The 23,211-nt window shown below is 60.5% G+C and carries 21 protein-coding genes and 3 tRNA genes; 13 read left to right on the top strand and 11 right to left on the bottom strand.

Annotated features, from left to right (window positions below):
• Together C7446_RS06175 and C7446_RS06170 are read right to left on the bottom strand one after the other, a co-directional pair.
• Window positions 1–747, bottom strand: a complete 747-nt coding sequence (locus C7446_RS06175) for a UDP-2,3-diacylglucosamine diphosphatase (protein ID WP_121172217.1) — start codon at window positions 745–747, stop codon at window positions 1–3.
• 53 nt (window positions 748–800) lie between these two features.
• Window positions 801–1,298 (bottom strand): peptidylprolyl isomerase, encoded by a 498-nt coding sequence (locus C7446_RS06170; RefSeq protein WP_121172216.1) that lies wholly within the window; start codon window positions 1,296–1,298, stop codon window positions 801–803.
• Window positions 1,299–1,491: 193 nt separating this feature from the next.
• Here C7446_RS06170 and C7446_RS06165 point away from each other — a divergent pair, with 193 nt between their 5' ends.
• Both C7446_RS06165 and cysS read left to right on the top strand, forming a co-directional pair.
• Entirely contained in the window at window positions 1,492–3,174 is a 1,683-nt protein-coding gene (locus tag C7446_RS06165; RefSeq protein WP_121172215.1) for a glutamine--tRNA ligase/YqeY domain fusion protein, read from the top strand.
• Window positions 3,175–3,179: 5 nt separating this feature from the next.
• Window positions 3,180–4,568 (top strand): cysteine--tRNA ligase, encoded by a 1,389-nt coding sequence (cysS, locus tag C7446_RS06160; protein WP_211327873.1) that lies wholly within the window; start codon window positions 3,180–3,182, stop codon window positions 4,566–4,568.
• A gap of 91 nt (window positions 4,569–4,659) precedes the next feature.
• Here the strand turns inward: cysS and folD are convergent, their stop codons facing one another.
• On the bottom strand, window positions 4,660–5,520 hold the full coding sequence (gene folD, locus C7446_RS06155; protein WP_121172213.1) for a bifunctional methylenetetrahydrofolate dehydrogenase/methenyltetrahydrofolate cyclohydrolase FolD: 861 nt from the start codon (window positions 5,518–5,520) through the stop codon (window positions 4,660–4,662).
• 169 nt (window positions 5,521–5,689) lie between these two features.
• Here folD and C7446_RS06150 point away from each other — a divergent pair.
• From C7446_RS06150 to C7446_RS06105, 10 genes are all read left to right on the top strand, one after another.
• Window positions 5,690–5,766, top strand: a tRNA-Pro gene (locus C7446_RS06150).
• A gap of 67 nt (window positions 5,767–5,833) precedes the next feature.
• Window positions 5,834–5,910 (top strand) — tRNA-Arg (locus C7446_RS06145).
• A gap of 45 nt (window positions 5,911–5,955) precedes the next feature.
• Window positions 5,956–6,030, top strand: a tRNA-His gene (locus tag C7446_RS06140).
• A 280-nt stretch (window positions 6,031–6,310) separates the two neighbouring features.
• Window positions 6,311–7,666, top strand: a complete 1,356-nt coding sequence (tig, locus tag C7446_RS06135) for a trigger factor (RefSeq protein WP_121172212.1) — start codon at window positions 6,311–6,313, stop codon at window positions 7,664–7,666.
• An 85-nt stretch (window positions 7,667–7,751) separates the two neighbouring features.
• Window positions 7,752–8,372, top strand: a complete 621-nt coding sequence (gene clpP / locus C7446_RS06130; RefSeq protein ID WP_121172211.1) for an ATP-dependent Clp endopeptidase proteolytic subunit ClpP — start codon at window positions 7,752–7,754, stop codon at window positions 8,370–8,372.
• A gap of 71 nt (window positions 8,373–8,443) precedes the next feature.
• Window positions 8,444–9,736: an ATP-dependent Clp protease ATP-binding subunit ClpX gene (gene clpX, locus C7446_RS06125; RefSeq protein WP_121172210.1), complete on the top strand. Its 1,293-nt coding sequence runs from the start codon at window positions 8,444–8,446 to the stop codon at window positions 9,734–9,736.
• A gap of 152 nt (window positions 9,737–9,888) precedes the next feature.
• Window positions 9,889–12,300: an endopeptidase La gene (gene lon / locus C7446_RS06120; protein ID WP_121172209.1), complete on the top strand. Its 2,412-nt coding sequence runs from the start codon at window positions 9,889–9,891 to the stop codon at window positions 12,298–12,300.
• Window positions 12,301–12,476: 176 nt separating this feature from the next.
• Window positions 12,477–12,749: a nucleoid-associated protein HU-beta gene (gene hupB / locus C7446_RS06115; protein ID WP_070977389.1), complete on the top strand. Its 273-nt coding sequence runs from the start codon at window positions 12,477–12,479 to the stop codon at window positions 12,747–12,749.
• A 193-nt stretch (window positions 12,750–12,942) separates the two neighbouring features.
• The gene (locus C7446_RS06110; RefSeq protein ID WP_121172208.1) at window positions 12,943–14,757 is read left to right on the top strand and encodes a SurA N-terminal domain-containing protein; all 1,815 of its coding nucleotides are present in this window, start codon (window positions 12,943–12,945) and stop codon (window positions 14,755–14,757) included.
• A 146-nt stretch (window positions 14,758–14,903) separates the two neighbouring features.
• Entirely contained in the window at window positions 14,904–15,920 is a 1,017-nt protein-coding gene (locus tag C7446_RS06105) for an NADP-dependent oxidoreductase (protein ID WP_121172207.1), read from the top strand.
• Window positions 15,921–15,930: 10 nt separating this feature from the next.
• Here the strand turns inward: C7446_RS06105 and C7446_RS06100 are convergent, their stop codons facing one another.
• The 7 genes from C7446_RS06100 to C7446_RS06070 form a co-directional block, all read right to left on the bottom strand.
• The gene (locus tag C7446_RS06100) at window positions 15,931–16,209 is read right to left on the bottom strand and encodes a YkgJ family cysteine cluster protein (protein ID WP_121172206.1); all 279 of its coding nucleotides are present in this window, start codon (window positions 16,207–16,209) and stop codon (window positions 15,931–15,933) included.
• 39 nt (window positions 16,210–16,248) lie between these two features.
• Entirely contained in the window at window positions 16,249–17,085 is an 837-nt protein-coding gene (locus C7446_RS06095) for a 6-carboxytetrahydropterin synthase (protein WP_121172205.1), read from the bottom strand.
• Entirely contained in the window at window positions 17,085–17,738 is a 654-nt protein-coding gene (gene queE / locus C7446_RS06090; RefSeq protein ID WP_121172204.1) for a 7-carboxy-7-deazaguanine synthase, read from the bottom strand. The genes C7446_RS06095 and queE overlap by 1 nt, the downstream gene beginning before the upstream one ends.
• Before the next feature lie 3 nt (window positions 17,739–17,741).
• The gene (queC, locus tag C7446_RS06085) at window positions 17,742–18,452 is read right to left on the bottom strand and encodes a 7-cyano-7-deazaguanine synthase QueC (protein WP_121172203.1); all 711 of its coding nucleotides are present in this window, start codon (window positions 18,450–18,452) and stop codon (window positions 17,742–17,744) included.
• Window positions 18,453–18,610: 158 nt separating this feature from the next.
• Window positions 18,611–19,594 carry an asparaginase gene (locus C7446_RS06080; RefSeq protein ID WP_245977718.1) on the bottom strand — a complete coding sequence of 328 codons (984 nt, stop codon included), beginning with the start codon at window positions 19,592–19,594 and terminating at the stop codon, window positions 18,611–18,613.
• 106 nt (window positions 19,595–19,700) lie between these two features.
• The gene (locus tag C7446_RS06075) at window positions 19,701–20,321 is read right to left on the bottom strand and encodes a CBS domain-containing protein (RefSeq protein ID WP_121172201.1); all 621 of its coding nucleotides are present in this window, start codon (window positions 20,319–20,321) and stop codon (window positions 19,701–19,703) included.
• Between the two features lie 104 nt (window positions 20,322–20,425).
• Window positions 20,426–20,926 (bottom strand): hypothetical protein, encoded by a 501-nt coding sequence (locus C7446_RS06070; RefSeq protein WP_121172200.1) that lies wholly within the window; start codon window positions 20,924–20,926, stop codon window positions 20,426–20,428.
• 305 nt (window positions 20,927–21,231) lie between these two features.
• On the opposite strand from C7446_RS06070, the gene C7446_RS06065 reads away from it, so the two are divergent.
• The gene (locus tag C7446_RS06065) at window positions 21,232–21,444 is read left to right on the top strand and encodes a hypothetical protein (RefSeq protein ID WP_121172199.1); all 213 of its coding nucleotides are present in this window, start codon (window positions 21,232–21,234) and stop codon (window positions 21,442–21,444) included.
• A gap of 966 nt (window positions 21,445–22,410) precedes the next feature.
• Here C7446_RS06065 and C7446_RS06055 read toward each other — a convergent pair.
• Entirely contained in the window at window positions 22,411–23,202 is a 792-nt protein-coding gene (locus C7446_RS06055) for a rhomboid family intramembrane serine protease (RefSeq protein ID WP_245977717.1), read from the bottom strand.
• Window positions 23,203–23,211 lie beyond the last annotated feature (9 nt).

Here is a 23,211-nt window from a genome sequence, read left to right as displayed (position 1 = left end):
TCAGTCGGTCAGCGCCGAAAGGGTGAATCTCTCCAGCGTCAGCCGACCATGCTCGAGCCGAAGCTGCCAGCCGGAGTCAGCGTGCCAGTCACCCAGCACATGGCGCCGTGCCGGAGTGCCGTCGGGCAGGGTCAGCTCATGCTCGGCCGGACGGTGGGTATGACCGTGGATCAGGGTGCTCACGTTCCATTCGGCCATGATATCGATGACCGCCTGGGGAGTGACGTCCATGATCTCGTCCTGCTTGTCCCGGTTGGCACTGGCCGAGTGTTCGCGCAGCTGGCCGGCCAGTGCCTGACGCTGCTCGAGCGGCATGGCAAGCGTGCGCCGCTGCCACTCGGGATCGCGGGTCATGGCACGAAACTGCATGTACTCCTCATCCATGGTACACAGGCTGTCGCCATGCATCAGCAGGGCCGGGCTGCCTGGCTCGAGCTCGATCGGAGTAGGATCATCCAGCAGTGTGGCCCCGGCACGCCGGGCAAACTCCTCCCCGATCAGGAAGTCACGATTGCCGTGCATGAAGTAGACCGCCGTGCCGGCATCACTGCACTGGCGCAGTGCGTCGATGATGCGATTTTCAAAGGGGCCGCAGCCATCATCCCCGATCCAGCCCTCGAAAAGATCGCCCAGGATATACAGGGCTTCGGCCCCGGCCGCCCGGTGGCGCAGATAAGCGATGAAGCCGTCGGCGATCCCCGGGATGCCGGAGTGCAGGTGCAGATCGGCAACGAAGAGTATGGTCATGAAGTCTCCGGTCAGGGCCGGCGCACTCGCGAGCGCCGGACGCGGGGCGGGCATCAGCTTTCGGCAATGCGGGCCCGGTGGATGACGATGTCCTCGCTGGGCACGTCAGCGTGCATGCCACGACGGGTGGTGGCCACGCCACGAATGGTATCGACCACATCCATGCCCTTGACGACTTCCCCGAAGACACAGTACCCCCAGCCCTGAGGAGTGGGCGCACTGTGGTCGAGAAAGCTGTTGTCAGCCACATTGATGAAGAACTGGGCAGTTGCGGAATGCGGGTCGCCGGTTCTGGCCATCGCCAGCCGGCCGCGGGTATTCTTCAGCCCGTTGTCGGCCTCGTTGCGAATCGGGGTCCGGGTCGGTTTCTGCTCGAAGTCGGTGGTAAAACCGCCGCCCTGAACCATGAAACCATCGATCACCCTGTGAAACAGGGTATTGTCGAAATGGCCATCACGCACGTAGCGCTCGAAGTTGGCGGTGGTCTGCGGGGCCTGCTCATGAAAGAGCTCGACTGTGATATCCCCGACACTGGTGGTGAACACGATCATGCAAGATTTCCCGACTGAGGCGATGACAGGAGGTGCCGGCAACCACTGATGCACAGATGATCCCGACACAGGGCATTTCGACTGCCTGGTGAAGCCCGGCAGCGGCCACGTTATAATAACGGTTTTGATTGTTCGGGCGAAACAACCAGCCCGGCCTGCCCCCAAGAGCCGTCAGGAGGCCCAGTTACGCCCCATGAGTGACGAGAGCACCAGCGCACCGAATTTTATCCGTACCCAGGTCCGCGAGGATCTCGAGGCCGGGCGCAATGAAACCGTGGTGACGCGTTTCCCCCCCGAACCCAACGGGTTCCTGCACATCGGTCATGCCAAGTCGATCTGTCTCAATTTCGGGCTTGCCGAGCAGTTCGGTGGCCGCTGCAATCTGCGCTTTGACGATACCAATCCCGTCAGCGAGGAGCAGGTTTACATCGATTCCATCCGCGAGGATGTCACCTGGCTGGGCTTTCAGTGGGCGGGGGAAGTCCGCTTCGCCTCGAACTATTTCGCCCAGCTTCATGACTGGGCCTGTCATCTGATCCGCCAGGGTGACGCCTATGTCGACGATCTCAACGCCGAGGAAATCCGCGAATATCGCGGCACCCTGACCGAACCGGGGCGCCCCAGCCCGTGGCGTGATCGCTCGCCCGAGGAGAATCTGGCGCTGTTCGAGCGGATGCGCAACGGTGAGTTCGCGGAAGGCGAGAAGGTGTTGCGGGCGAAGATCGACATGGCCTCGCCCAATATCAATCTGCGTGATCCGGTAATCTATCGCATCCGCCATGCGAGTCACCATCAGAGCGGCGAGCAGTGGAAGATCTATCCTTCCTATGATTTCGCCCATGGTCAGTCCGATGCCCTCGAGGGCGTGACCCACTCGATCTGCACGCTCGAGTTCGAGGACCACCGGCCGCTCTACGACTGGTTCCTCGAGCATCTGCCGGTGCCAGGCCGACCGCGACAGTACGAGTTCGCGCGTCTCAATCTCAGCTATACGGTAACCTCGAAGCGCAAGCTCAGGATGCTGGTGGAGCGCGGTATCGTCGATGGCTGGGATGATCCCCGTATGCCGACCATTGCCGGCCTGCGTCGCCGCGGCTATACACCGGCCTCGATTCGTCATTTCTGCGACATGATCGGGGTGACGCGCGCTGACAGTCTGGTCGACATCCAGATGCTCTATCACGCCATTCGCAGTGATCTGGAGGATAACGCGCCGCGGGCGATGTGCGTGCTGAAGCCGCTGAAGGTGGTGCTGACCAATGTGCCCGATGAGCACGAGGAAGTGTTCGAGGTGGCGGGGCATCCGGCTCGCAGTGACATGGGCACCAGGCAGCTGCCGCTGACCCGTGAGATCTGGATCGATACCGACGATTTCATGGAAGAGCCGCCGAAGAAGTACTTTCGACTGGCGCCGGGGCGTGAGGTCCGTCTGCGCAACGCCTACGTGATCCGCTGTGATGAGGTGATCCGCGACGCGCAGGGTGAAGTCAGCGAACTGCACTGCAGCGTCGATTTCGAGACGCTGGGCAAGAACCCCGAAGGGCGCAAGGTCAAGGGTGTCATCCACTGGGTCAGTGCTGCCCATGCCATCCCGGTCGAGGTGCGCAACTACGATAACCTGTTCCAGGTGGAGCAGCCCGATCGGGATCGGGATGTCGATTTTCTCGAACATCTCAATGAAGGCTCGCTCGAGGTCGTGCACGCCTGGGGAGAGCCGGCGCTGGCCGATGTGTCCCCGGAAAGCCGCTATCAGTTCGAGCGGGTGGGGTATTTCTGTGCCGATCGGCACGATACTCGCCCTGAACGTCCTGTCTTCAACCGCACGGTCAGTCTCAAGGACAGCTGGGCCAAGGCCCAGAAAAGGCAGGGCTCATGAGCGAGTTGCAGATCTACAATACGCTGACCCGACGCAAGGAGCCCTTTCAGCCGATCGAGCCGGGCCATGTGCGCATGTATGTCTGTGGCATGACCGTTTATGACTACTGCCATCTGGGGCATGCCCGGGTGCTGGTGGCCTTCGATGTCATCGTGCGCTATCTGCGTGCTCACGGTTATACCGTTGACTATGTGCGCAATATTACCGACATCGATGACAAGATCCTCGAGCGGGCGCGACAAAACGGCGAGTCGATCGATGCCCTGACGGAGCGCATGATCGAGGCCATGCACGAGGACGAGCGGGCGCTGGGCATTCTGCCACCCGATCGTGAGCCGCGGGCAACCCGGCATGTCGATGACATCACCGCCATGATCGGGGTGCTGATCGACAAGGGCTATGCCTATCGCGCCGACAACGGGGATGTCTACTATCGGGTGCGGCGCTTCGACCACTACGGCAGGCTCAACAACCGTGATCCCGACCAGATGCGGGCCGGCGCCCGGGTGGAAGTCGACACCGCCAAGGAGGACCCGCTCGATTTCGTGCTATGGAAGGCCGCCCGTGCCGATGAGCCCAGCTGGTCTTCCCCCTGGGGCGAGGGGCGTCCCGGCTGGCATATCGAGTGCTCGGCGATGTCGACCTGCTGTTTGGGGGATACCTTCGATATTCATGGCGGTGGCCCCGATCTGACCTTTCCGCATCATGAGAACGAGATTGCCCAGAGCGAGGCAGCGACCGGCCAGCCCTACGTCAATACCTGGATGCATGCCGGTGCGCTGCGGGTCAATCAGGAGAAGATGTCCAAATCCCTGGGCAACTTCTTCACCATTCGGGATGTACTCCAGAGTCATGACCCGGAGGTCGTGCGCTACCTGCTGGTGGCCAGCCACTATCGCACCCCGATCAATTACGCGCCCGACACCCTGGATGAGGCGCGACGATCGCTGGAGCGTTTCTATAACGCTCTGGACGGGGTCGAGTCGGTGGCGGGGGCAGTGACCGGCGACTGGGCAGCGCGCTTTCATGCAGCCATGGCCGACGACTTCAATACGCCCGAAGCGCTGGCGGTGCTGTTCGATCTCGTTCGGGAGCTCAATCGCGCCCAGCGTGAAGGGCGCAGCGCCGAGGCTGGTGCACTGGCGTTCGAGCTGCGTCGGCTGGGGGCTATCCTGGGGTTGCTCGAGCGTGAACCGGCAGAGTTTTTGAATGCCGGGATGGCCGATGAGCTGCCGCTAGCGGAAAGTGACATCAATGCCCTGATCGAGGCCCGCAATGCGGCGCGGCGCAACAGGGATTTCGCCGAGGCCGATCGCATTCGCGACGAGCTGGCGGAGCAGGGCATCGTGCTCAAGGATTCCCGCGAGGGCACGCGCTGGTTCATCGAGCATTGAGAGGCATGGACGCGCCCGGTCGACAAGCGGGCTGACTGAAACGGCGTCACGTTGGAAGGGGGCGCCGTTTCAGCATCCAGGGCAGGCAGGATCAGGGGCGCGGGTCATGCTGTTCGGCGGCAAACAGGGTGTTCTCCAGTAGCGAGGCGACCGTCATCGGGCCGACTCCGCCGGGCACCGGCGTCATGTAGCTGGCGCGTGCCGCAGCCGTTTCGAATTCGACATCGCCGATCAGTCTGCCTTCCGCCGTGCGGGTGATACCGACGTCAATGACGATGGCGCCTTCGCGAATCCAGTCGCCGCGTACCAGCCCGGGGTTGCCGACCGCCACGATCAGCAGCTCGGCATTACGGATGTGCTGCTCGAGATTGCGCGTGAAGCGATGGCAGATGGTGGTGGTGCAGCCTGCCAGCAGCAGTTCGAGTGACATCGGGCGGCCGACGATATTGGAGGCCCCCACGATGGTGGCGTCCAGACCGCGGATGGAGAGGTTGGACTCCTGCAGCAGCGTGATGATGCCCTTGGGGGTACAGGGGCGCAGGGTGGGCAGCCGCTGAGCAAGCCGACCCAGGTTGTAGGGGTGAAAGCCATCGACATCCTTGTCGGGATGAATCCGTTCGAGGATAGGGCGGGCATCTAGATGCTCGGGCAGGGGTAGCTGTAACAGAATGCCATCAATGGTCGAGTCGGCATTGAGCTCATCGATCAATTGCTCCAGAGCCTGCTGGGAGGTATCGACCGGCAACTCGTGCTGAAGGCTGCGGATGCCGGCCTGTTCACAGGCGCGGTGCTTGTTGCGTACATAGACCTGTGAAGCCGGATCGGTACCTACCAGCACGACCGCCAGGCCCGGTGGGCGCTGTCCGTTATCCCTGCGGCTGGCGACCTCCTGTGCCACACGTTCGCGTACCCGGGAGGCAACTGCCTTGCCGTCGATCAATTGAGCGGTCATCAGCCTGGTTCCTTGCACTGTTACAGGAAGAGCGGTTTCAGGGCGCGCAATTGTCTCACGCCCCGGAAGGCAGTCAATGGCGCTATTCACTGCGACGGGCTTGACCCGCGGCGCTGGTTCGGTAGAATGCGCCTCGCATTGAAAATCTGTCGATCGACGGCCGACGTTCCGGGGTATAGCGCAGTCTGGTAGCGCGCCTGCTTTGGGAGCAGGATGTCGGGGGTTCAAATCCCTCTACCCCGACCAATATGCTGATTTCCAACGAGGTTTTCTGGATCAGCATGTTGACGCAACAAGGACCGGCAAGTAGAATGCGCCCATAGCTCAACCGGATAGAGCAACGGCCTTCTAAGCCGTAGGTTGCAGGTTCAAGTCCTGCTGGGCGTACCAGCTCAGGAATACTGTAACAACCGTCCGGCAGAGCAACAGTTTATGGTGGATGTAGCTCAGTGGTAGAGCCCCGGATTGTGGCTCCGGTGGTCGTGGGTTCGATCCCCATCATCCACCCCAGATAGACAGCGTTCGACGCTTTTTTCGCAAGGCAGGAAGCCGTTCGGCTTTCCTGCCTTTTTTCTGTCCGGATGATCCCCTTCGCACCAGCTCGCTGTCCTGCCGTTTGCGCAGGCTGGTCATCCCGGAACCCGACGAAACCCCTTTCAGCCCTTGAAATTGCACCATTCACGCCATATTAAGGCTCTACGCGCTTGCCAGGGCTGGCTGCGCTTCTTAGAATCTTTGCCTTTACGTTTTTCATTGACGCACACCACCGCCTGTGGGTAGAGGATCATTCATGCAAGTTTCCGTCGAGACGACTTCGCCGATCGAACGCCGTGTTTCCGTCCAGGTCCCGGCTGAGGAAGTCGATCAAACCGTTAACGATCGACTGCGGGATACCGCCAAGCGTGTCCGTCTGAACGGCTTCCGGCCTGGCAAGGTCCCCATGAGTGTCGTGCGGCAGCGCTTCGGCCAGGAAGTGCGTAATGAAGTCGTCGACGAGCTGATGCGTCAGAACTACGTCCGTGCCATTACCGAAAACTCCCTGAATCCGGCGGGGCAGCCTTCCATCGAGCCGACCGTCAACGAGTCCGGACGCGACCTGGAGTTCGTGGCCACCATCGAGATCTATCCCGAAATCGAGCTCAACGAGCTCAACGGGACTGAAGTCGAGCGTCCTCAGGCCGAAATTACCAGTGAAGACGTCGATGAAATGATCGAAACCCTGCGCAAGCAGAATGCGCAGTACGAGGAAGTGCAGCGTCCGGCGGAAGAGGGTGATCAGGTGACCCTCGATTTCGAAGGTTTCATCGAGGGTGAGGCCTTTGAAGGCGGCAGTGCCGAGGGCCATCAGCTGGTGCTGGGTTCCAACAGTTTCATCCCCGGTTTCGAGGAGCAGCTCAAGGGCGTCAGTGCCGGCGAGGCGCCGGAGGTGGTGGTCACCTTCCCCGAGGATTACCAGGCCGAGCATCTGGCCGGGAAGGAAGCCACCTTCAAGACCCGGATTCACAAGGTCGAGGCCCAGCAGCTGCCGGAGCTGGATGCCGACTTCACCAGCCAGTTCGGTGTCGAGGATGGTGACCTTGAGCAGTTCCGTATCGAAGTGCAGCGCAACATGCAGCGCGAGCTGGACAATGCGGTCGAAAACAGCGTCAAGCAGCAGGTCATCGAAGCACTGAAGCAGGCCAATGAGGTCACCGTACCCAATGGACTGATCCAGCAGGAAACCGAGGGCCTCAAGAAGCAGGCGGCCCAGCAGTTCGGGCTGGGCGAGGACTTTGATGTCTCTCAGCTGCCCGATGAGCTGTTTGCCGAGCAGGCTCGCAGCCGGGTGGTGGTCGGACTGCTGCTTTCCGAAGTGGTCAGCCGGCACGAGCTGGATGCCAGTGACGACGAGATTCGCGCCTATATCGAGGAGCAGGCCGGCCAGTACGAGCAGCCCTCGCAGGTCGTGGATCACTACATGGGCAATGAGCAGCTGAAAAATCAGGTCAAGTCTGCTGTGCTTGAAAACAAGGCCGTGGATGTCCTGCTGTCCCAGGCACAGGTCACCGAAGTGCCGATGTCCTATCAGGAGGCACTGCAGGCCGCTCAGCAGCAGCCGGGGAGCGAAGAGCAGGCAGCCGAGGAAGGCGGTACCGAAAACGCCTGAAGCCGTGCTGCTTCGCCCCTGACTCGCAGACACAATGAACCCGGCTTCACGCCGGGTTTCTAATCACTGGACGAGGTAGGCCTTCATGCAAGACGATTTTGATATCACCAATGCCGGCGGACTGGTGCCGATGGTCGTGGAGCAGAATGCTCGGGGTGAGCGTGCCTACGACATCTATTCGCGCCTGCTCAAGGAGCGGGTGGTCTTCATGGTCGGCCCGGTGGAAGACTACACGGCCAACCTGATCGTTGCACAGCTTCTGTATCTGGAGTCGGAGAATCCGGACAAGGATATCCATCTCTATATCAACTCGCCCGGGGGCTCGGTCACGGCCGGCATGTCCATCTATGACACCATGCAGTTCATTCGGCCCAACGTGTCCACGGTCTGCATCGGGCAGGCTGCCAGCATGGGCGCGCTGCTGCTGGCCGGCGGCGAGAGTGGCAAGCGCTTCTGCCTGCCGCATTCGCGCATGATGATTCACCAGCCGCTGGGGGGTTATCAGGGCCAGGCCAGCGATATCGAAATCCACACCCGTGAGATTCTCAATATCCGCAAGCGGCTCAACGAAATTCTGGCATACCATACCGGACAGGATTACGAGAAAATCGCCCGTGATACCGACCGTGACAACTTCATGAGTGGCAGTCAGGCGGTCGAATACGGGCTTGTTGATGACGTGCTGGATAAGCGTCCGACAACTTGATAGCGTAAATTCTGTACATGGCAATGACCGGCGGTCGGTAATACCGGCCGCTGTTACCAAGAGGTACGCGAATGGCTGACGGCAAAGGCAAGGACGAAAACGGCAAGCTGCTGTACTGCTCGTTCTGTGGCAAGAATCAGAACGAGGTACGCAAGCTGATTGCGGGTCCGTCCGTCTACATCTGCGACGAGTGTGTCGATCTGTGCAATGACATCATTCGCGAGGAAGTGCTGGAAGCGGATACCAGTGACGGCGAGGAGCGTCTGCCTACGCCTCACGAGATTCGCAATACCCTTGATGATTACGTGATCGGTCAGGATCGCGCCAAGATGGTGCTCTCCGTGGCTGTTTACAATCATTACAAGCGGCTGCGTGCCGACGAGAAGAAGGAAAAGGACGAGACGGTCGAGCTCGGCAAGAGTAATATCCTGCTGATCGGGCCTACCGGCAGTGGCAAGACGCTGCTTGCCGAAACCATGGCGCGACTGCTCAACGTACCCTTTACCATTGCTGATGCCACCACGCTGACCGAAGCCGGCTATGTGGGCGAGGATGTTGAAAACATCATCCAGAAGCTGCTTCAGAAGTGTGATTACGATGTCGAAAAGGCTCAGCGTGGCATCGTCTACATAGACGAAATCGACAAGATTGCACGCAAGTCCGAAAATCCCTCGATCACCCGGGATGTTTCCGGCGAGGGTGTACAGCAGGCGCTGCTCAAGCTGATTGAAGGGACCACGGCCTCCGTGCCTCCCCAGGGCGGTCGCAAGCATCCCCAGCAGGAGTTCCTGCAGGTAGACACCAGCAACATGCTGTTCATTGTCGGTGGTGCGTTTGCGGGGCTGGACAAGGTCATCCGGGATCGCGCCGAGCGCGGCGGCATCGGCTTCAATGCCACGGTCAAGAGCCAGGAAACCGACAAGGGCGTGGGCGAGGTACTGGCCGGCGTCGAAACCGAGGATCTGGTCAAGTTCGGGCTGATTCCCGAATTCGTCGGTCGCCTGCCGGTCGTGGCCACGCTCAACGAGCTGGACGAAGACGCGCTGATCCAGATCCTGACAGAGCCGAAGAACTCCCTGATTCGTCAGTACGAACGTCTGTTCGACATGGAAGGTGTCGAACTGGACTTCAGGGAAGATGCGCTGCGCGCGGTGGCCAACAAGGCCATTGTACGGCGAGCAGGTGCGCGTGGGCTGCGTTCCATCCTGGAGTCCATCCTGCTCAATACCATGTACGAGATCCCTTCGACCGAGAACGTCTCCAAGGTGGTTATCGATGAGTCGGTGGTCGCCGGTGACAGCGAACCCCTGCTGATCTATTCCAATCAGGAAGAGAGCAAGAGGGTTGCAGGCAAGGACGGCTGATCCTTCATCCGATGGCCGGAGGCAACGGATGATGAGTGAATCATCCGTTGCCTTCATGTTCGGTTGTAATACGGGGTCCCCACCCTCATCCACTGGGTATCCGTGCCGCATCGCATGCGGCCTACCCATTGAATCGTCGAGGATTAGTTGCGATGGCGCAGGACTCCCCTGAAACTTTGACCATTCCGCTGCTGCCGCTGCGGGACGTGGTGGTCTACCCGCAGATGGTCATTCCGCTGTTCGTGGGCCGTGAAAAATCGATTCATGCGCTCGAGGCGGCCATGGAGGCCGACAAGCGTGTGCTGCTGGTCGCCCAGCGTGAAGCCGGCCAGGATGATCCCGCAGCCGGGGACCTGTTCGAGATCGGTACCATCGCGGAGATCATGCAACTGCTCAAGCTGCCCGATGGAACCGTCAAGGTTCTGATCGAAGGCAGCTCGCGGGCGGATATCAACCGGATCGACTCGCCCGACGATACCGGCTATCCGGTTGCCACCGTATCCTCCCGTGCCAGCCAGCCTCTCACCGAGCGGGAGCAGGACTCGCTGGTGCGTGTACTGCTCAATCAGTTCGAGCAGTATGTCAAGCTCTCCAAGAAGGTACCCAATGAGGTACTGAACTCGCTGCAGGGGATCGAGGATCCGAGCCGTCTGGTGGATACCATCAGCGCTCATCTCTCGCTCGAGATTGCCGACAAGCAGTCGTTGCTGGAAATGGATCGTGTGCGCGATCGCATCGAGCGGCTGATGGAGCTGATCGAAGCCGAGATCGATCTGCTTCAGGTGGAAAAGCGTATCCGCTCCCGGGTCAAGGAGCAGATGGAGAAGTCCCAGCGCGAGTACTACCTCAACGAGCAGATGAAGGCCATCCAGAAGGAGATGGGCGAGCTCGAGAACGCGCCGAACGAGGCCGAGCAGTATGAGCAGAAGATTGCCGACTCCGGCATGCCCCAGGAGGCGGAAGAAAAGGCGCGTCAGGAGCTGAACAAGCTCAAGATGATGGCACCGACCTCGGCCGAGGCGACCGTGGTCCGCTCGTACCTGGACTGGGTGCTGGCGATGCCGTGGAAGAAACGTACCCGGGTACGCCATGACATCAGCTACGCCGACCGGGTGCTCGAGGAGGATCACTACGGCCTCGAAGAGGTCAAGAAGCGCATTCTCGAATATCTGGCCGTACAGAAGCGGGTACGCAAGCTCAAGGGGCCGGTGCTCTGTCTGGTCGGCCCACCCGGGGTTGGCAAGACCTCGCTGGGGCAGTCGATTGCGCGAGCCACCAATCGCAAGTATACCCGACTGGCACTGGGCGGGGTGCGTGACGAATCCGAGATTCGCGGCCATCGGCGCACCTATATCGGCTCCATGCCGGGTAAGCTGCTGCAGCGCATGAGCAAGACCGGCGTGCGCAACCCGCTGTTTCTGCTTGATGAAGTGGACAAGGTCGGCATGGATCATCGGGGTGATCCCTCCTCGGCGCTGCTCGAGGTGCTCGATCCGGAGCAGAACGACAAGTTCAGCGATCACTATCTCGAGCTGGACTACGATCTGTCCGATGTCATGTTCATCTGTACCGCCAACTCGATGAACATTCCGGAACCGCTGATGGACCGGATGGAGATCATTCGGATTCCGGGCTACACCGAGGATGAAAAGCTCGGCATTGCCCGCCGCTATCTGGCACCCAAGCAGCTCAAGGCCAATGGTCTTAAGCAGGATGAGCTGACCTTCAGTGACGATGCACTGCTGGAGCTGATTCGGTACTATACGCGCGAGGCTGGCGTCCGCGAACTGGAGCGGCAGATCGCCAAGGTGGCGCGCAAGGTCCTGCGTGAGCGCATCGAGCACGAACAGCAGAGCGCTGCGCAATCCGCCCAGACGCTGAGTGGCGAGGATATCGAGCAGTATGCCGGTGTACGCCGCTACAATTATGGCCTGGCGGATCGCGAGCACCAGATTGGTCGTGTGACCGGTCTTGCCTGGACCTCCGTGGGTGGTGAAATACTCAACATCGAATCGGTCGTGACGCCCGGCAAGGGGCGCATACACAAGACCGGCTCGCTTGGCGATGTCATGAAGGAGTCCGTGAGCGCTTCACATACCGTGGTGCGTTCGCGGGCTGCTCAGCTAAACATTGATCCCGAGCGTTTCGAAAAGGAGGACATTCACATCCACATGCCCGAAGGGGCAACGCCCAAGGATGGCCCGAGCGCCGGGGTGGCAATGGTCACTGCCATGGTGTCCGCCTATACCGGTCGGGCGGTACGCTGTGATATCGCCATGACTGGCGAGATCAACCTGCGTGGCGAGGTCATGCCGATCGGCGGGCTCAAGGAAAAATTGCTGGCTGCCCGGCGCGGTGGTATAAAAACCGTCCTGATTCCGGAGGAAAACCGGCGCGATCTCAAGGAAGTACCTGATTCGATCAAGGAAGCGCTGGACGTCCGGCCTGTTCGCTGGATAGACGAAGTCCTGGATGCAATACTCCTTGAAAAGCAGGAGATGGATATCGAGGAAGGTCACACGGAAGATCTGTCACAGTCGCGAACGGTTGCCAGCACACATTGAGACGAATTGCCCGTCATGTTTGATGCCAAGGTCAGGCATGACGGGCGCTGGCGCCAAAAGTAACTTGACGCTAAATATGGCACATTGCTATAAAAGGCCGGTCGTCTGATCGCGTAATTCTTCCCGGTTTTCCGAAATCGAATCAGGCATTTTCTGTTACAGCCAAGGGGTGAAAAGTGAATAAATCCGAGCTGATCGAAGCCATCGCCGCGTCTGCGGATATTCCCAAGGCCGCAGCCTCGCGTGCCCTTGATGCGATGATCGACTCTGTCACGGATAGTCTCCGCAAGGGTGATTCCGTGGCGCTGGTGGGGTTCGGCACCTTTTCCGTCAAGGAGCGTGCTGCACGCACCGGTCGTAACCCTCAGACCGGGCAGTCCATTCAGATTGATGCGGCAAAGGTGCCCAGCTTCAAGGCAGGCAAGGCACTCAAGGACGCTGTCAACTAAGACAACGTTACTCGGGTATCAGCGATTGCATGATCGATTGATCCCGTAGATAAAGCGCATCGTTTTCGCGGTGCGCTTTTTGTTTGTTCCTACCATCGCGTTCGAACTTCATCTCGGCTACGGGTCGTCGTGGCCGCTGTGATGGGTATAATGCGTCGTCACGGTAAGCCACGTTGAAAAGGCAGGGGTCTGCATGCTGCAAAAGATTCGAGATCGTGCTCACGGCTGGACAGTAAAGGTGATCGTGGGATTGATCGCACTGACCTTTGCATTTTTCGGTGTCGAGTCGATCGTGGGCGCTTTTACCAGTAACAGCAATGATGCTGCCACCGTGAATGGCGAAAGCATCAGCGAGGGTGAGCTGCAGACCCAGTTGCAGCGTGCCGTGCGCAGCGGGCAGGTGCCCCCGGATCAGCAGCGTGAGGCGCGCTCGGGCATTCTGGATCAGATGGTGACCCGAACCCTGCTGCGCCAGTATGCGCATGAGGGCGGCATGACGTTCTCCAAACAGCAGATGGATCAGCTGATCGTGGGACGTGGCGAGTTCCAGAACGAGCAGGGGCATTTTTCCAGCGATATCTATCAGCGTCGGCTGGCAAGTGCCGGTTACACACCGCAGTCGTTCCGGGGTCAGTTGCAGGATGACATGCTGATTCGCCAATTGCAGCAGGGGCTTGCGGCCGGCAGTTTCGTGCTGCCGGAAGAGCAGCAGCGCATGGCAAGCCTGATTCACCAGACACGGACCTTCCGCCATGCCACGCTGACGGCTGACTCGATCGAAGCGCCCTCGATCTCCGAGGCCCAGCTTGAGCAGTGGTATCAGTCGCATCAGTCCGATTATCAGCGGCCCGAACAGGTCAGGCTCAATTACGTGATCCTGGATCGCCGGCAGATGGCCCGAAACGTTGATGTGGACGATCAGGAACTGCGTCAGCTCTATCAACAGCGTCGGGCTCAGGCACCCCGTCATGTTTCGGATATCGTGGTCAGTTATGGCCAGCAGCGCAGTGAGGAAGAAGCGCGCCAGCGGATGCAGATGATTCGTTCGAAGCTTGGCGATGGCGGTGATTTCGCAGCACTTGCCCGAGAGTACTCCGATGATCCGTCCTCGGCGGAGCAGGGAGGTGACCTGGGTGTGGTAACGGAAGGCATCTTCGGCGAGAAGTTCGATCAGACCGTCAGTGATCTGGAAGTCGGGCAGACGGCCCAGCCGATCGAGCTGGATAATGCACTTCATCTGATTCGGGTGATCGGGGTGGATATCCCCCCCTTCGAGAAGATGCGTGACCAGCTTGCCGAGCAGGCGCGCGAGGATGCTGTCGGCTCGAAGTTCGAGGATCGCGTTCAGCAGCTCAAGGATCAGAGTTTCTCGGCCGAAGATCTGGAAAGTGTCGCCCGGTCCCTGAACCTGCAGTTGCGTCAGAGCGACTGGCTGTCACAGGACACGGAAGATCAGCTGTTTTCACAGCCCGGTGTCATGAAGGCTGCCTTCAGCGATGATGTGCTGCACAATGGCTACAACAGCGAAGTGATCGAGCTGGGTGATGATCGTCGGCTGGTGCTGCGGGTCAGCGAGCATCGTGAGGCCACGACCCTGCCTTTCGAGCAGGTGCGTGATCAGGTGCGTCAGGCCGTGACCCGGCACGAGCGCCAGCGGCAGCTGGCCGAACGAGCCGAGGAGCTCGTGCAGCAACTGCGTAACGGGCAGAGCGTTCAGCTGAGCTGGCAGCAGGCTGACAGCGTTACCCGACGCTCCGGCAATGCGCTTGATCCGGCCATCATCGAGGCCGCGTTCGCGATGCCCAGACCGGAGCAGGAAGGGGCGACCTTCACCCATGTCAGCAATGGCGAGGATCAGGTCATTATCGCGCTTCAGGAGGTCGGTCAGTCCGACAGCGATCAGGCCGGCGCTCAGGTTCGATCGGGGCTGCGCAATCTCGAGGTACAGACCGCCATCGATGGTCTGACATCCACCCTTCGTCAGGAAGCCGAGATCAGGCGTCGCTGATCGAGTCATGTGACCACTCAGGCGCTGCCCTTCGGGCAGCGCCTTTTTTTGTCGTGACAATGGATCAGGGCACGGAGCGCTGGAGCGATCCGGCGCGAGAGTGCTACGCTGTAAATATTGAATGTTATCAATATTCGGAGCATCCCATGACCGAAAGTCGTTACTATGTGCAGACCCGTCGCCCGAGCGGTCTGCCTGAGAAGGAGCTGTTCGAGCTTCGCAGTTCGACACTGCCGGCGCTGGAATCCGGTGAGGTACGCATTCGCAATCGCTGGCTGTCGGTGGACCCTTACATGCGGGGCCGAATGGATGGTGTGAGTACCTATATCGAGCCTTTCGAGCTCGAGGAGCCGCTTGAAGGCGGGGCCCTGGGGGAAGTCATCGAGTCACGCCATGATGGTTTCGGCGTCGGGGATCGGGTCATTCACATGGGGGGCTGGCGTGACGTGGCTCAGCTGCCGGGTGATCAGATTCAGCATCTCCCGCAACATGATGTGCCCGAACAGGCTTTCCTGGGGGTGCTGGGCATGCCCGGCATGACAGCGTGGCTGGGGCTGGAGCACATTGCCGGCCTTCAGTCCGGTGATCGCGTGCTGGTATCGGCAGCCAGTGGGGCAGTGGGATCACTGGCTGCACAGCTGGCACATCTCAAGGGGTGTGACGTGGTCGGTACGGCCGGCAGTTCGGCCAAGCGGGAGTGGCTGGAAGCGCATGGTATTCGCGCGGTCAATCATCGCCAGTCGGTCGAGGCCCTGACCCGCGATCTGCAGCAGGCGGCCCCCGAGGGCATCGACGTTTATTATGAAAACGTTGGTGGTGCAATGCTGGAAGCTGCGCTGAATGTCATCAATCCCTTCGGCCGTATTGCCGTATGCGGCATGATTGCCCACTACAACGATGCCGAGCCGGCGCCGGGGCCCTCCAATATCACGCATATCCTGCTGCGTCGACTGCGCATGCAGGGGTTCATTGTGCTGGAGCACATGGAACATTATGCGCAGTTCGTCAGCGAAGTCGGTCCACGGGTCGAGCGCGGCGAGATCGATTACGAGGAAACCGTGTTCGAGGGGCTGAAACAGACCCCGGATGCTTTCCTTTCCCTGTTCGAGGGAGGCAATACCGGCAAGATGCTGGTCAGGCTCGAAGGGGCTGACGAGGCGTGAACCGGACGAGTCAGCCGGACAGGCTGTCGTTTTCCAGTTCGCTCAGTCTGGCAAGCGCCTGGTCGCGGTGATCGCCGCAGAGGGCGCTGTCGTAATCGAAGGCCCGACAGACTGCCGGCCGTTCGGGATGACCGAACAGCCGGCAGAGATTGTTGTCATCCAGCTGGATGCAGCGAACCCCGGCCGGCTTGCCATGCGGCTGGCCGGGGATCGGAGAGGAGATCGAAGGGGCGATGCAGCAGGCACCGCACCCGGGTCGGCAATCGTCGCTGGCAATCAGCTCACTCATGTTGGCTCCGATGATTACCTATGGAAGACAAGACCCGCTTCAGCCGTGTGCTTCGGCCACCGCGCCCTTGCCAATGCCTTCAAAGGCCTGAACCCGGATATGTCCACCGGCCTCGCGGGCAATGGTCTCCGCCAGCCAGCGGGCGATCAGCTCCACGGTGGTGGTGGTCGGCAGGGTCATGACCCGCTCGGCGGGCAGCTGAATGCGAAAGCGCCCCTGGGGGGCTTCATAGCCGAAGGCGCACTCATCGGCAGAAGCCGTGCTCATGCGGTCATTGCGATCGGCCAGATAGATATGCTGCAGTCGATTGGCCCAGGCTTCGGCCAGCGGTTCATCGAGCTGACCGTTGCGCCAGACCAGCAGACGCGAGCGGTGGCCATGGGCGATGCGCTGACAGTTGCCGGCATGACGCCTGAGCCCGTGACTGTACGTAAAGGCGGCGCCGTCGATCCATTCCTCGTCGAGTTCCACCCGAATATCACTGACCCGGGCCGGTGGGCGTTTCATCAGCTCAAGGGAGAGCCGCTCGTTCAGGCGTTCCAGGGTAATGGTGTCCCAGGGCAGCAGGGTAAAGGCCTGCCGGGGGGCACGGATCTCCATCCCCCAGGGCTTGGAGGTGCGGACGCAGAGGCCTTCGGCGCATTCGGTCACGCTGACCCAATCGGCTCTGGAAGGTACCAGCAGGGTATGATCGGATTCACTGTCGATGCGGGACTTGACCCATGGTTTGACTTCGCCGAAATCAAACAGCATTCCGTCGTCACCGAGCTCCCCGTCAAGCGTCAGGTTGACTTGCCAGCTGGCCCCCATCATGCCCCGCTGAGGGCAGAGCAGGGAGACGTCGAGGTTGGTCAGATCGTTGACAAACAGTGTCATCAGTCAATTCCCGCAATCTTGTGAATCTGCAGTGACAGCCGCCACTGAGGGTGGGTCATGCAGTAGTCCACGGTCGCCGCCATGGTATTGCCCTGCTCGCCGCGGGGGGCCAGATCCATGGGCTGCAGGTAGAAGTGCTCGAAGTCGAGATGCTCGAAGCGGCTCGGATGAGCCTCTTCCTGCGGATACACGAGCTTGAGTTCCTGGCCACTCTGCTGTTTGAGTTCGGCGACCCCCTTGGGACTGACGCAGAGCCAGTCGATGCCTTCGGGCGCTGTCAGGGTACCGTTGGTTTCGACCCCGATTTCGAAGCCGCAGGCATGCATGGCCTCGATCAGGTCGGGATCGAGCTGTAACAGGGGCTCCCCACCGGTAAAGACCACATAGGGCGTCCCCCCCGTGTAATCCGGGCGGGCCTCGGGCCAGAGCGCCAGCAGATGTTCGGCAAGCGCCCGTGCAGTGTCAAAGCGCCCGCCGTTCTGGCCGTCGGTGCCCACGAAATCGGTATCGCAGAAACGACAGATGCTGCGTTCGCGGTCCTTTTCCCGGCCCGACCAGAGATTGCAGCCGGCAAAGCGACAGAAGGCCGAAGGGCGGCCCGCCTGTGCCCCTTCACCCTGAAGGGTATAAAAGGCTTCCTTGATGGCGTACATCGATCAATCCGTCTGCGAATCGGTGGCTGAGGGCGTGCGTTGCCGATAGGGCAGCGGATCGGTCATGCCGAGCGCCTGAAATGCCTTGAGCCGTTCGCGACAGCTGCCGCACTCGCCGCAGGCCAGTTCATCGCCGATATAGCAGGTCCAGCTTGCGGCATAATCAATGCCCATGCGTACGCCGTCCGCCAGGATGTCGCTCTTGTCGGCATGCAGCCAGGGGGTGCGCACCTCGACCGGCTCATAATTGGCGATGGCGGCCACGTCATTCATGCGTTCGACGAATTCCGGCCGACAATCGGGATAGATGGCGTGGTCGCCACCGTGAGCGCCGTAGTAGCAGACCCGGGCGCCGGTGTTGACGGCATGGCCGATCGCCAGCGACAGCAGGATCATGTTGCGGTTGGGGACCACGGTATCCTGCATGTTGTCTTCAGCGTAATCGGCGCGCGGCATCTCCCGTTCGCTGTCGGTCAGGGCGGAATTGCCGATCAGCGAATGGATGGCACGAATATCGATGACCTGATGGGCAATATTCAGCTGTTCGCAGACCCGACGCGCCGCATCGAGTTCGCGTGCGTGACGCTGGCCGTAGTGAAACGACAGGGCATGTACCTCAAAGCCTGCTTCGAGCGCATTATGCAGCACGGTGAGGGAGTCCATGCCGCCGGAGTAGATCACCACGGCGCGGGGAGTCGTACTGGGTTGTGTCATGACGGAGAATTTCTTTTGCCGATGAGTATCGACGCCCGGGATCCGGTCCGGGCGAGACTGGTCGGCATTGTAACGCCGAAACGGCGCGGGCGACAGTCATCATCAACAGGATCACTGTCGGGTTTATACCGTTATCTTTCAACAATAATACAGAATGATTACGGCACGAGGTGATGACGGCACTGCTGTGGGCTCAGCCCCAGACTCAGCAGATGGCTCAGACGCGTAAAGACCGCTTCCGGCGTCATGGCGCCCCCATCAATGACCCCTGCGGTTCGAAGGGCGTGGCCTGTAGCGTAACTGGTCATTGCGAGACTGCCGTGCGGGCACTGGCTGATGGCCACGATCAGGCAGCCGCGCCGGGTGGCGGTCGAGAGCAGCGCAAGCAGTGCCGGATCCTCGGGCACATTGCCACTGCCCCAGACTTCCAGCACCAGTCCCTGAAGTTCCGGAGTCAGCAGGCGGGCCATCATGTCCGAGTCGATGCCGGGCCATAGTGCCAGGCGCGCCACCCTGGGGGGAGCTTCGAGTGGCCAGGGCATGGGCCGGCAAACACCTTCCGGCGGTCGGGAGCGAGTGACATGCAGCACCGGCGCATGATCAAGCCACTCACCCAGCCAGTTCGCATTGGGACTGGCAAATCCCTGATGCGCATGGGTGTCCCACTTGCGGGCCGCATCGCCACGCAGCAGCCGACCACCGAAGGCTACGGCGACCTCGGCAAGCCCGGGGCAGGCGGCAAACCGCAGGGCCTGTTCGAGATTGGCGAGCGCATCACCGCTTTCGACTTCCAGCGGTTGCTGAGCGCCGCTCACGATGATCGGCTTGTTCAGGCCTGCAAGCTGCCAGCTCAGGCTGGCGGCGGTCCAGGCCAGGGTGTCGGTCCCGTGCAGGATCACGAAGCCATCATATTCATGCTGATGGGCAAGGACATCATGGGCGATACGGGCCCAGTGTTCCGGACGGGTATTGCTGGAATCGATCGGATCCCGATAGGCGAGGCAGTGAAAACGGGGAAGCGCCGCTCGGCGCTCGGCCGGCAGGCGATCCAGCTGCACTCGGGCCCGCTGCTCGAAATCGTGACCGGGCTCCAGCCCCCGGTGGCCGGGGCGCATGCCAATGGTGCCCCCCGTGTAAATCATCAGTATGCGAGTCATTTCAACAGCACATCAGGGTGATCGGATCACCGTCGGTTGTCAGGGCGGAACAGGGACAACCGACAGTGCATGCCGGCATTGGTCAGCGCGATCAGAGATCGTGGCCCAGCACGACCGAACGAATGGCTGAAAAGCTGTGGGCTTCGGGCGGATGGTCGAGATTGATGCCCAGTGCATGGCTGACATCCGAGGCTGACACCACGCCACGGATGCGGCAATCGCTGGTGTCGCAGTCGCCATCGGTGATCAACACATGCCGATCTCCGGAAGTTCGCAGGGTCTGTACCAGATCGCCAAGCGTGGCACGCTCCAGTCGCCTGTATTCGATGGCGTGCAGCTCTTCGCGAGGGGTGCGGATCATCTCGACGGTTACATCTTCGCGGTTGACCTCGTATTGCTGCATGGCCAGCGTGATGGCGCGTCCGCCAAACAGGATGCGGGCACTGACGATACCGGCAAAATGGCCATCATCATCCAGCACCAGCAGCATGTGTATGCCGTTGTTCTTCATGGTTTCGTGGGCCTGAGAGGCGCTGGCGCCGGCCGCAATGGTATGGGCCCGGACTTCGCTGAAATCGGTCAGCAGAGCAATGGCCGGACTGTCCATGTCGAGCGAAGCCGAAGCGGCGCGCGTATCCGGCCGCCGGATGTCGCGTACACCATCGAGGGTATGCAGCGGCAGGTTGGTATAGGATTCGGGTTGGGTATCCATTCGTAAAGGCTCCTTGCAGGCTGATGGGGTTACCATCAACAGTGCTGACATGATCGGTTTTGAAGCTTCCCTGCCGGGCGGAACAAGCCCGGGGTCGGGCTGAATCAGAGATAGGCCTTGAGATCACCGCGTACGCTGTCGACGAAGGTCAGGAAACGGGTGTCATTTTCGTCGTCACGGCGATCGACCCGGCAGCCCACCTGCATGTTCTGGCTCACCAGAAGCTCATCATATATTTCCAGGGTAATGCCCTGGGGCTCCAGCGTGCCCGGCGCAATGGTGCCACTGGGCAGCGTGAAGCTTTCCAGCAGGGTGGCTCTGACCCGGGTGGTGCCCCCTTCACTGAGCACTCGGCGCACGAACAGCCAGCCTTCGCAGGTCAGGTCGGTGTCTTCGTCCATGCGGCGCTTGAACAGCGTACGATAGCAGGCGCTCTCGGAGGCGCCGCGTGATGCCATGCTGCGGTAGGATTCGGCCATCCGACTGGCCATGGCGCCCGACTGGGCAAGCTTGCGCACGGCGCCGCGATGCTCCCGGTCAAGGCTCTCCTGGCGACTGAAACGCTGCCAGTTGCGATATTCGTTCAAGAGATCGGTCGCATCCATATGCTCGTCTTTCCGTTCATGCAGGTTTATGACGCCCATCTTCGCTGATCAACCCCACGGTCGGCCACCCCGGCGAGCTGACCTCCGATAACGGTTATACACTGCTTTTGTCGATAGGTTCCGGCAGGCCCGGTCATGACGGTGTCACCATCCTGTCACGCGCTTTGACGAGCATGTCCGCTGTCTGGCAGGGAATGATCCGGCGCACTCCGGCGGCATGCTGCATGAACGTCAGCCCCTGTCAGAAGCACTCGCCGATTCCGTGGTGGACGGGGTATGGATAGTCGCTGGACAAGGAGCGTCTCATGCTGGATATGACCTGTCATCGCTGTGGAAGCAACAGCCTGCATGTCGCGGAGGATGCCGTGGAGTGGGATGAGGTGATCTGCCGGGAGTGTGGCGAGTTTCTGGCCACTTATGGTGCTGTCATGGCCGCGATCCGGCCGACTCCGCTGGCGGATGCCTGTCTCAAGACGCAATGGCTCGCCCGTGGCATGGGCATTTCACTGGCGGACTGATTCTTTCGGTCACTGGTAGGGTGAAGTGGTGTGTCGAACCGGTGCCGTGATGGCTTGTCGTCGATGCAGATCGGCAGGAAAAAGGGCCCGATGAGACACGGGCCAAACGCAGAGAATTCGATACACCGTTGCCGTTTGAATTCCGGTAATGAGGAATTCGCCCGACAGTGATCGACTTCATGTTGTCGCTGCAAGCGTCGACAACGCCACCAGATTCTCATTTTCATGCCTCGGATGCTGTGCCAGTCCCGCCGAGATGGCGATCATGTTGCTCATGACGATCAATATTAACGCATGAGGCGTTTCGCCCCCTACAATGGGCAACATGGAACCGAGTGAGATCCGGTCCTGCCACACAGTCAGCCATGATCATCTGGGAAACATCATGAAAAAGATTGCCTGGAGTGTTGCCGCCGCGACACTGTTATCCGCCTGTTCCACAGCGCCTCAGCATGTACTCGCGCCGGAGGTTGTCTCGCATGACTCGATCAATCCCGTTCAGGCGGAATCGGGCAGTTACATCGGCTCTGTCTGGTTTCGCAAGCCATGGACAAAGGTAGAGCAGAGTCAGCTGCAGCAGTGCATGCAGACCTCGGTCGAACATCGTCGCATTACAGTGGCACCACTCGAACTGGCCGGCGAGATCGACGCCGCGAATACCGGCAGCCAGCCGGTAAGTGAAGAGAACAGTCAGGGCAGTACCGTCATGACCGGCGTGGCGAAGGGCAGCCAGCCTCCGGTGGCCTTTCGGCTGAAACTGCAGCTGGGATCAACGTCCAATTATTACTATTTCGATCGCATCGGTCGTGCTTCGGGCGGTGAGGCCTTCAGTCCGGTGGGGGCCTGGGACACGGCGGCTCCGATGCAGACCTGGCAGGTGCTGCAGCAGACGGCCGATGACATCCAGAGCTGCCTCTATCGCCATGCCAGCAATTCGCCTTCTCCCGATAATGACATCGTGGAGCATCAGCCACCGCTGGATGCCACCAGCGATCTGAACCTGCCGATCAATAACGGCAGCGTCAATTCCACCGATGATATCTCGCCCGGCGGACTGGGATCCGAACCGGGGCGCAACGGCAATGATCGAATGGATGAACCGCTTGCGCCCTGAGCCCTCGGTGGCCGGCCATCCCTCTGCTGGACCCGATTCAGCCGAGGCCGGGTGACAGCAGCCGGTTCACGAATACCTCCAGCAGGCGTGGCTCCATCGCCAGCACGAAGATAACGCCATAGGCAGCGCCCCACAGGTGGTTGCTGTGATTGATGTTGTCCCCCCCCGCGGCGTCCTGCATAAATCGACCAGAGCGTGTAGGCGATCGCATAAATGATGGCCGGGACCGGGATCACCAGCACATAGAGCGTGGCCCAGGGCTGGATCAGGATGAAGGCGAACAGCACTGCCGAAACCGCCCCTGAAGCTCCCAGACTGCGATAGCGATCATCCCGGCGATGCTGCCAGTAACCGGGCAGAATGGCGACAATCAGCCCTCCCAGGTAGAACCCCGCATAGCCCATCGTGCCCAGATACTGACTGAAGAACGGTTCGATGGCCCTGCCGAAGAAATACAGCGTGATCATGTTGAACAGCAGATGCTGACCATCAGCATGAACGAAGCCATGTGTCACGAAACGGTAGAGCTGGCCGCGCGCGATGCCGGGGGGCCAGAACAGCAGCCGGTCGAGCAGCCGGAAGTTGCGCAGGGCGGCGATGGAGACAAGGCAGGTGAGAACGATGATGCTCAGGGTGACGATCATGAGGATTCC

Source organism: Kushneria sinocarnis (assembly GCF_003633775.1).
Lineage (GTDB): Bacteria > Pseudomonadota > Gammaproteobacteria > Pseudomonadales > Halomonadaceae > Kushneria > Kushneria sinocarnis.
This window is presented reverse-complemented; position numbering and strand designations above follow the sequence as displayed.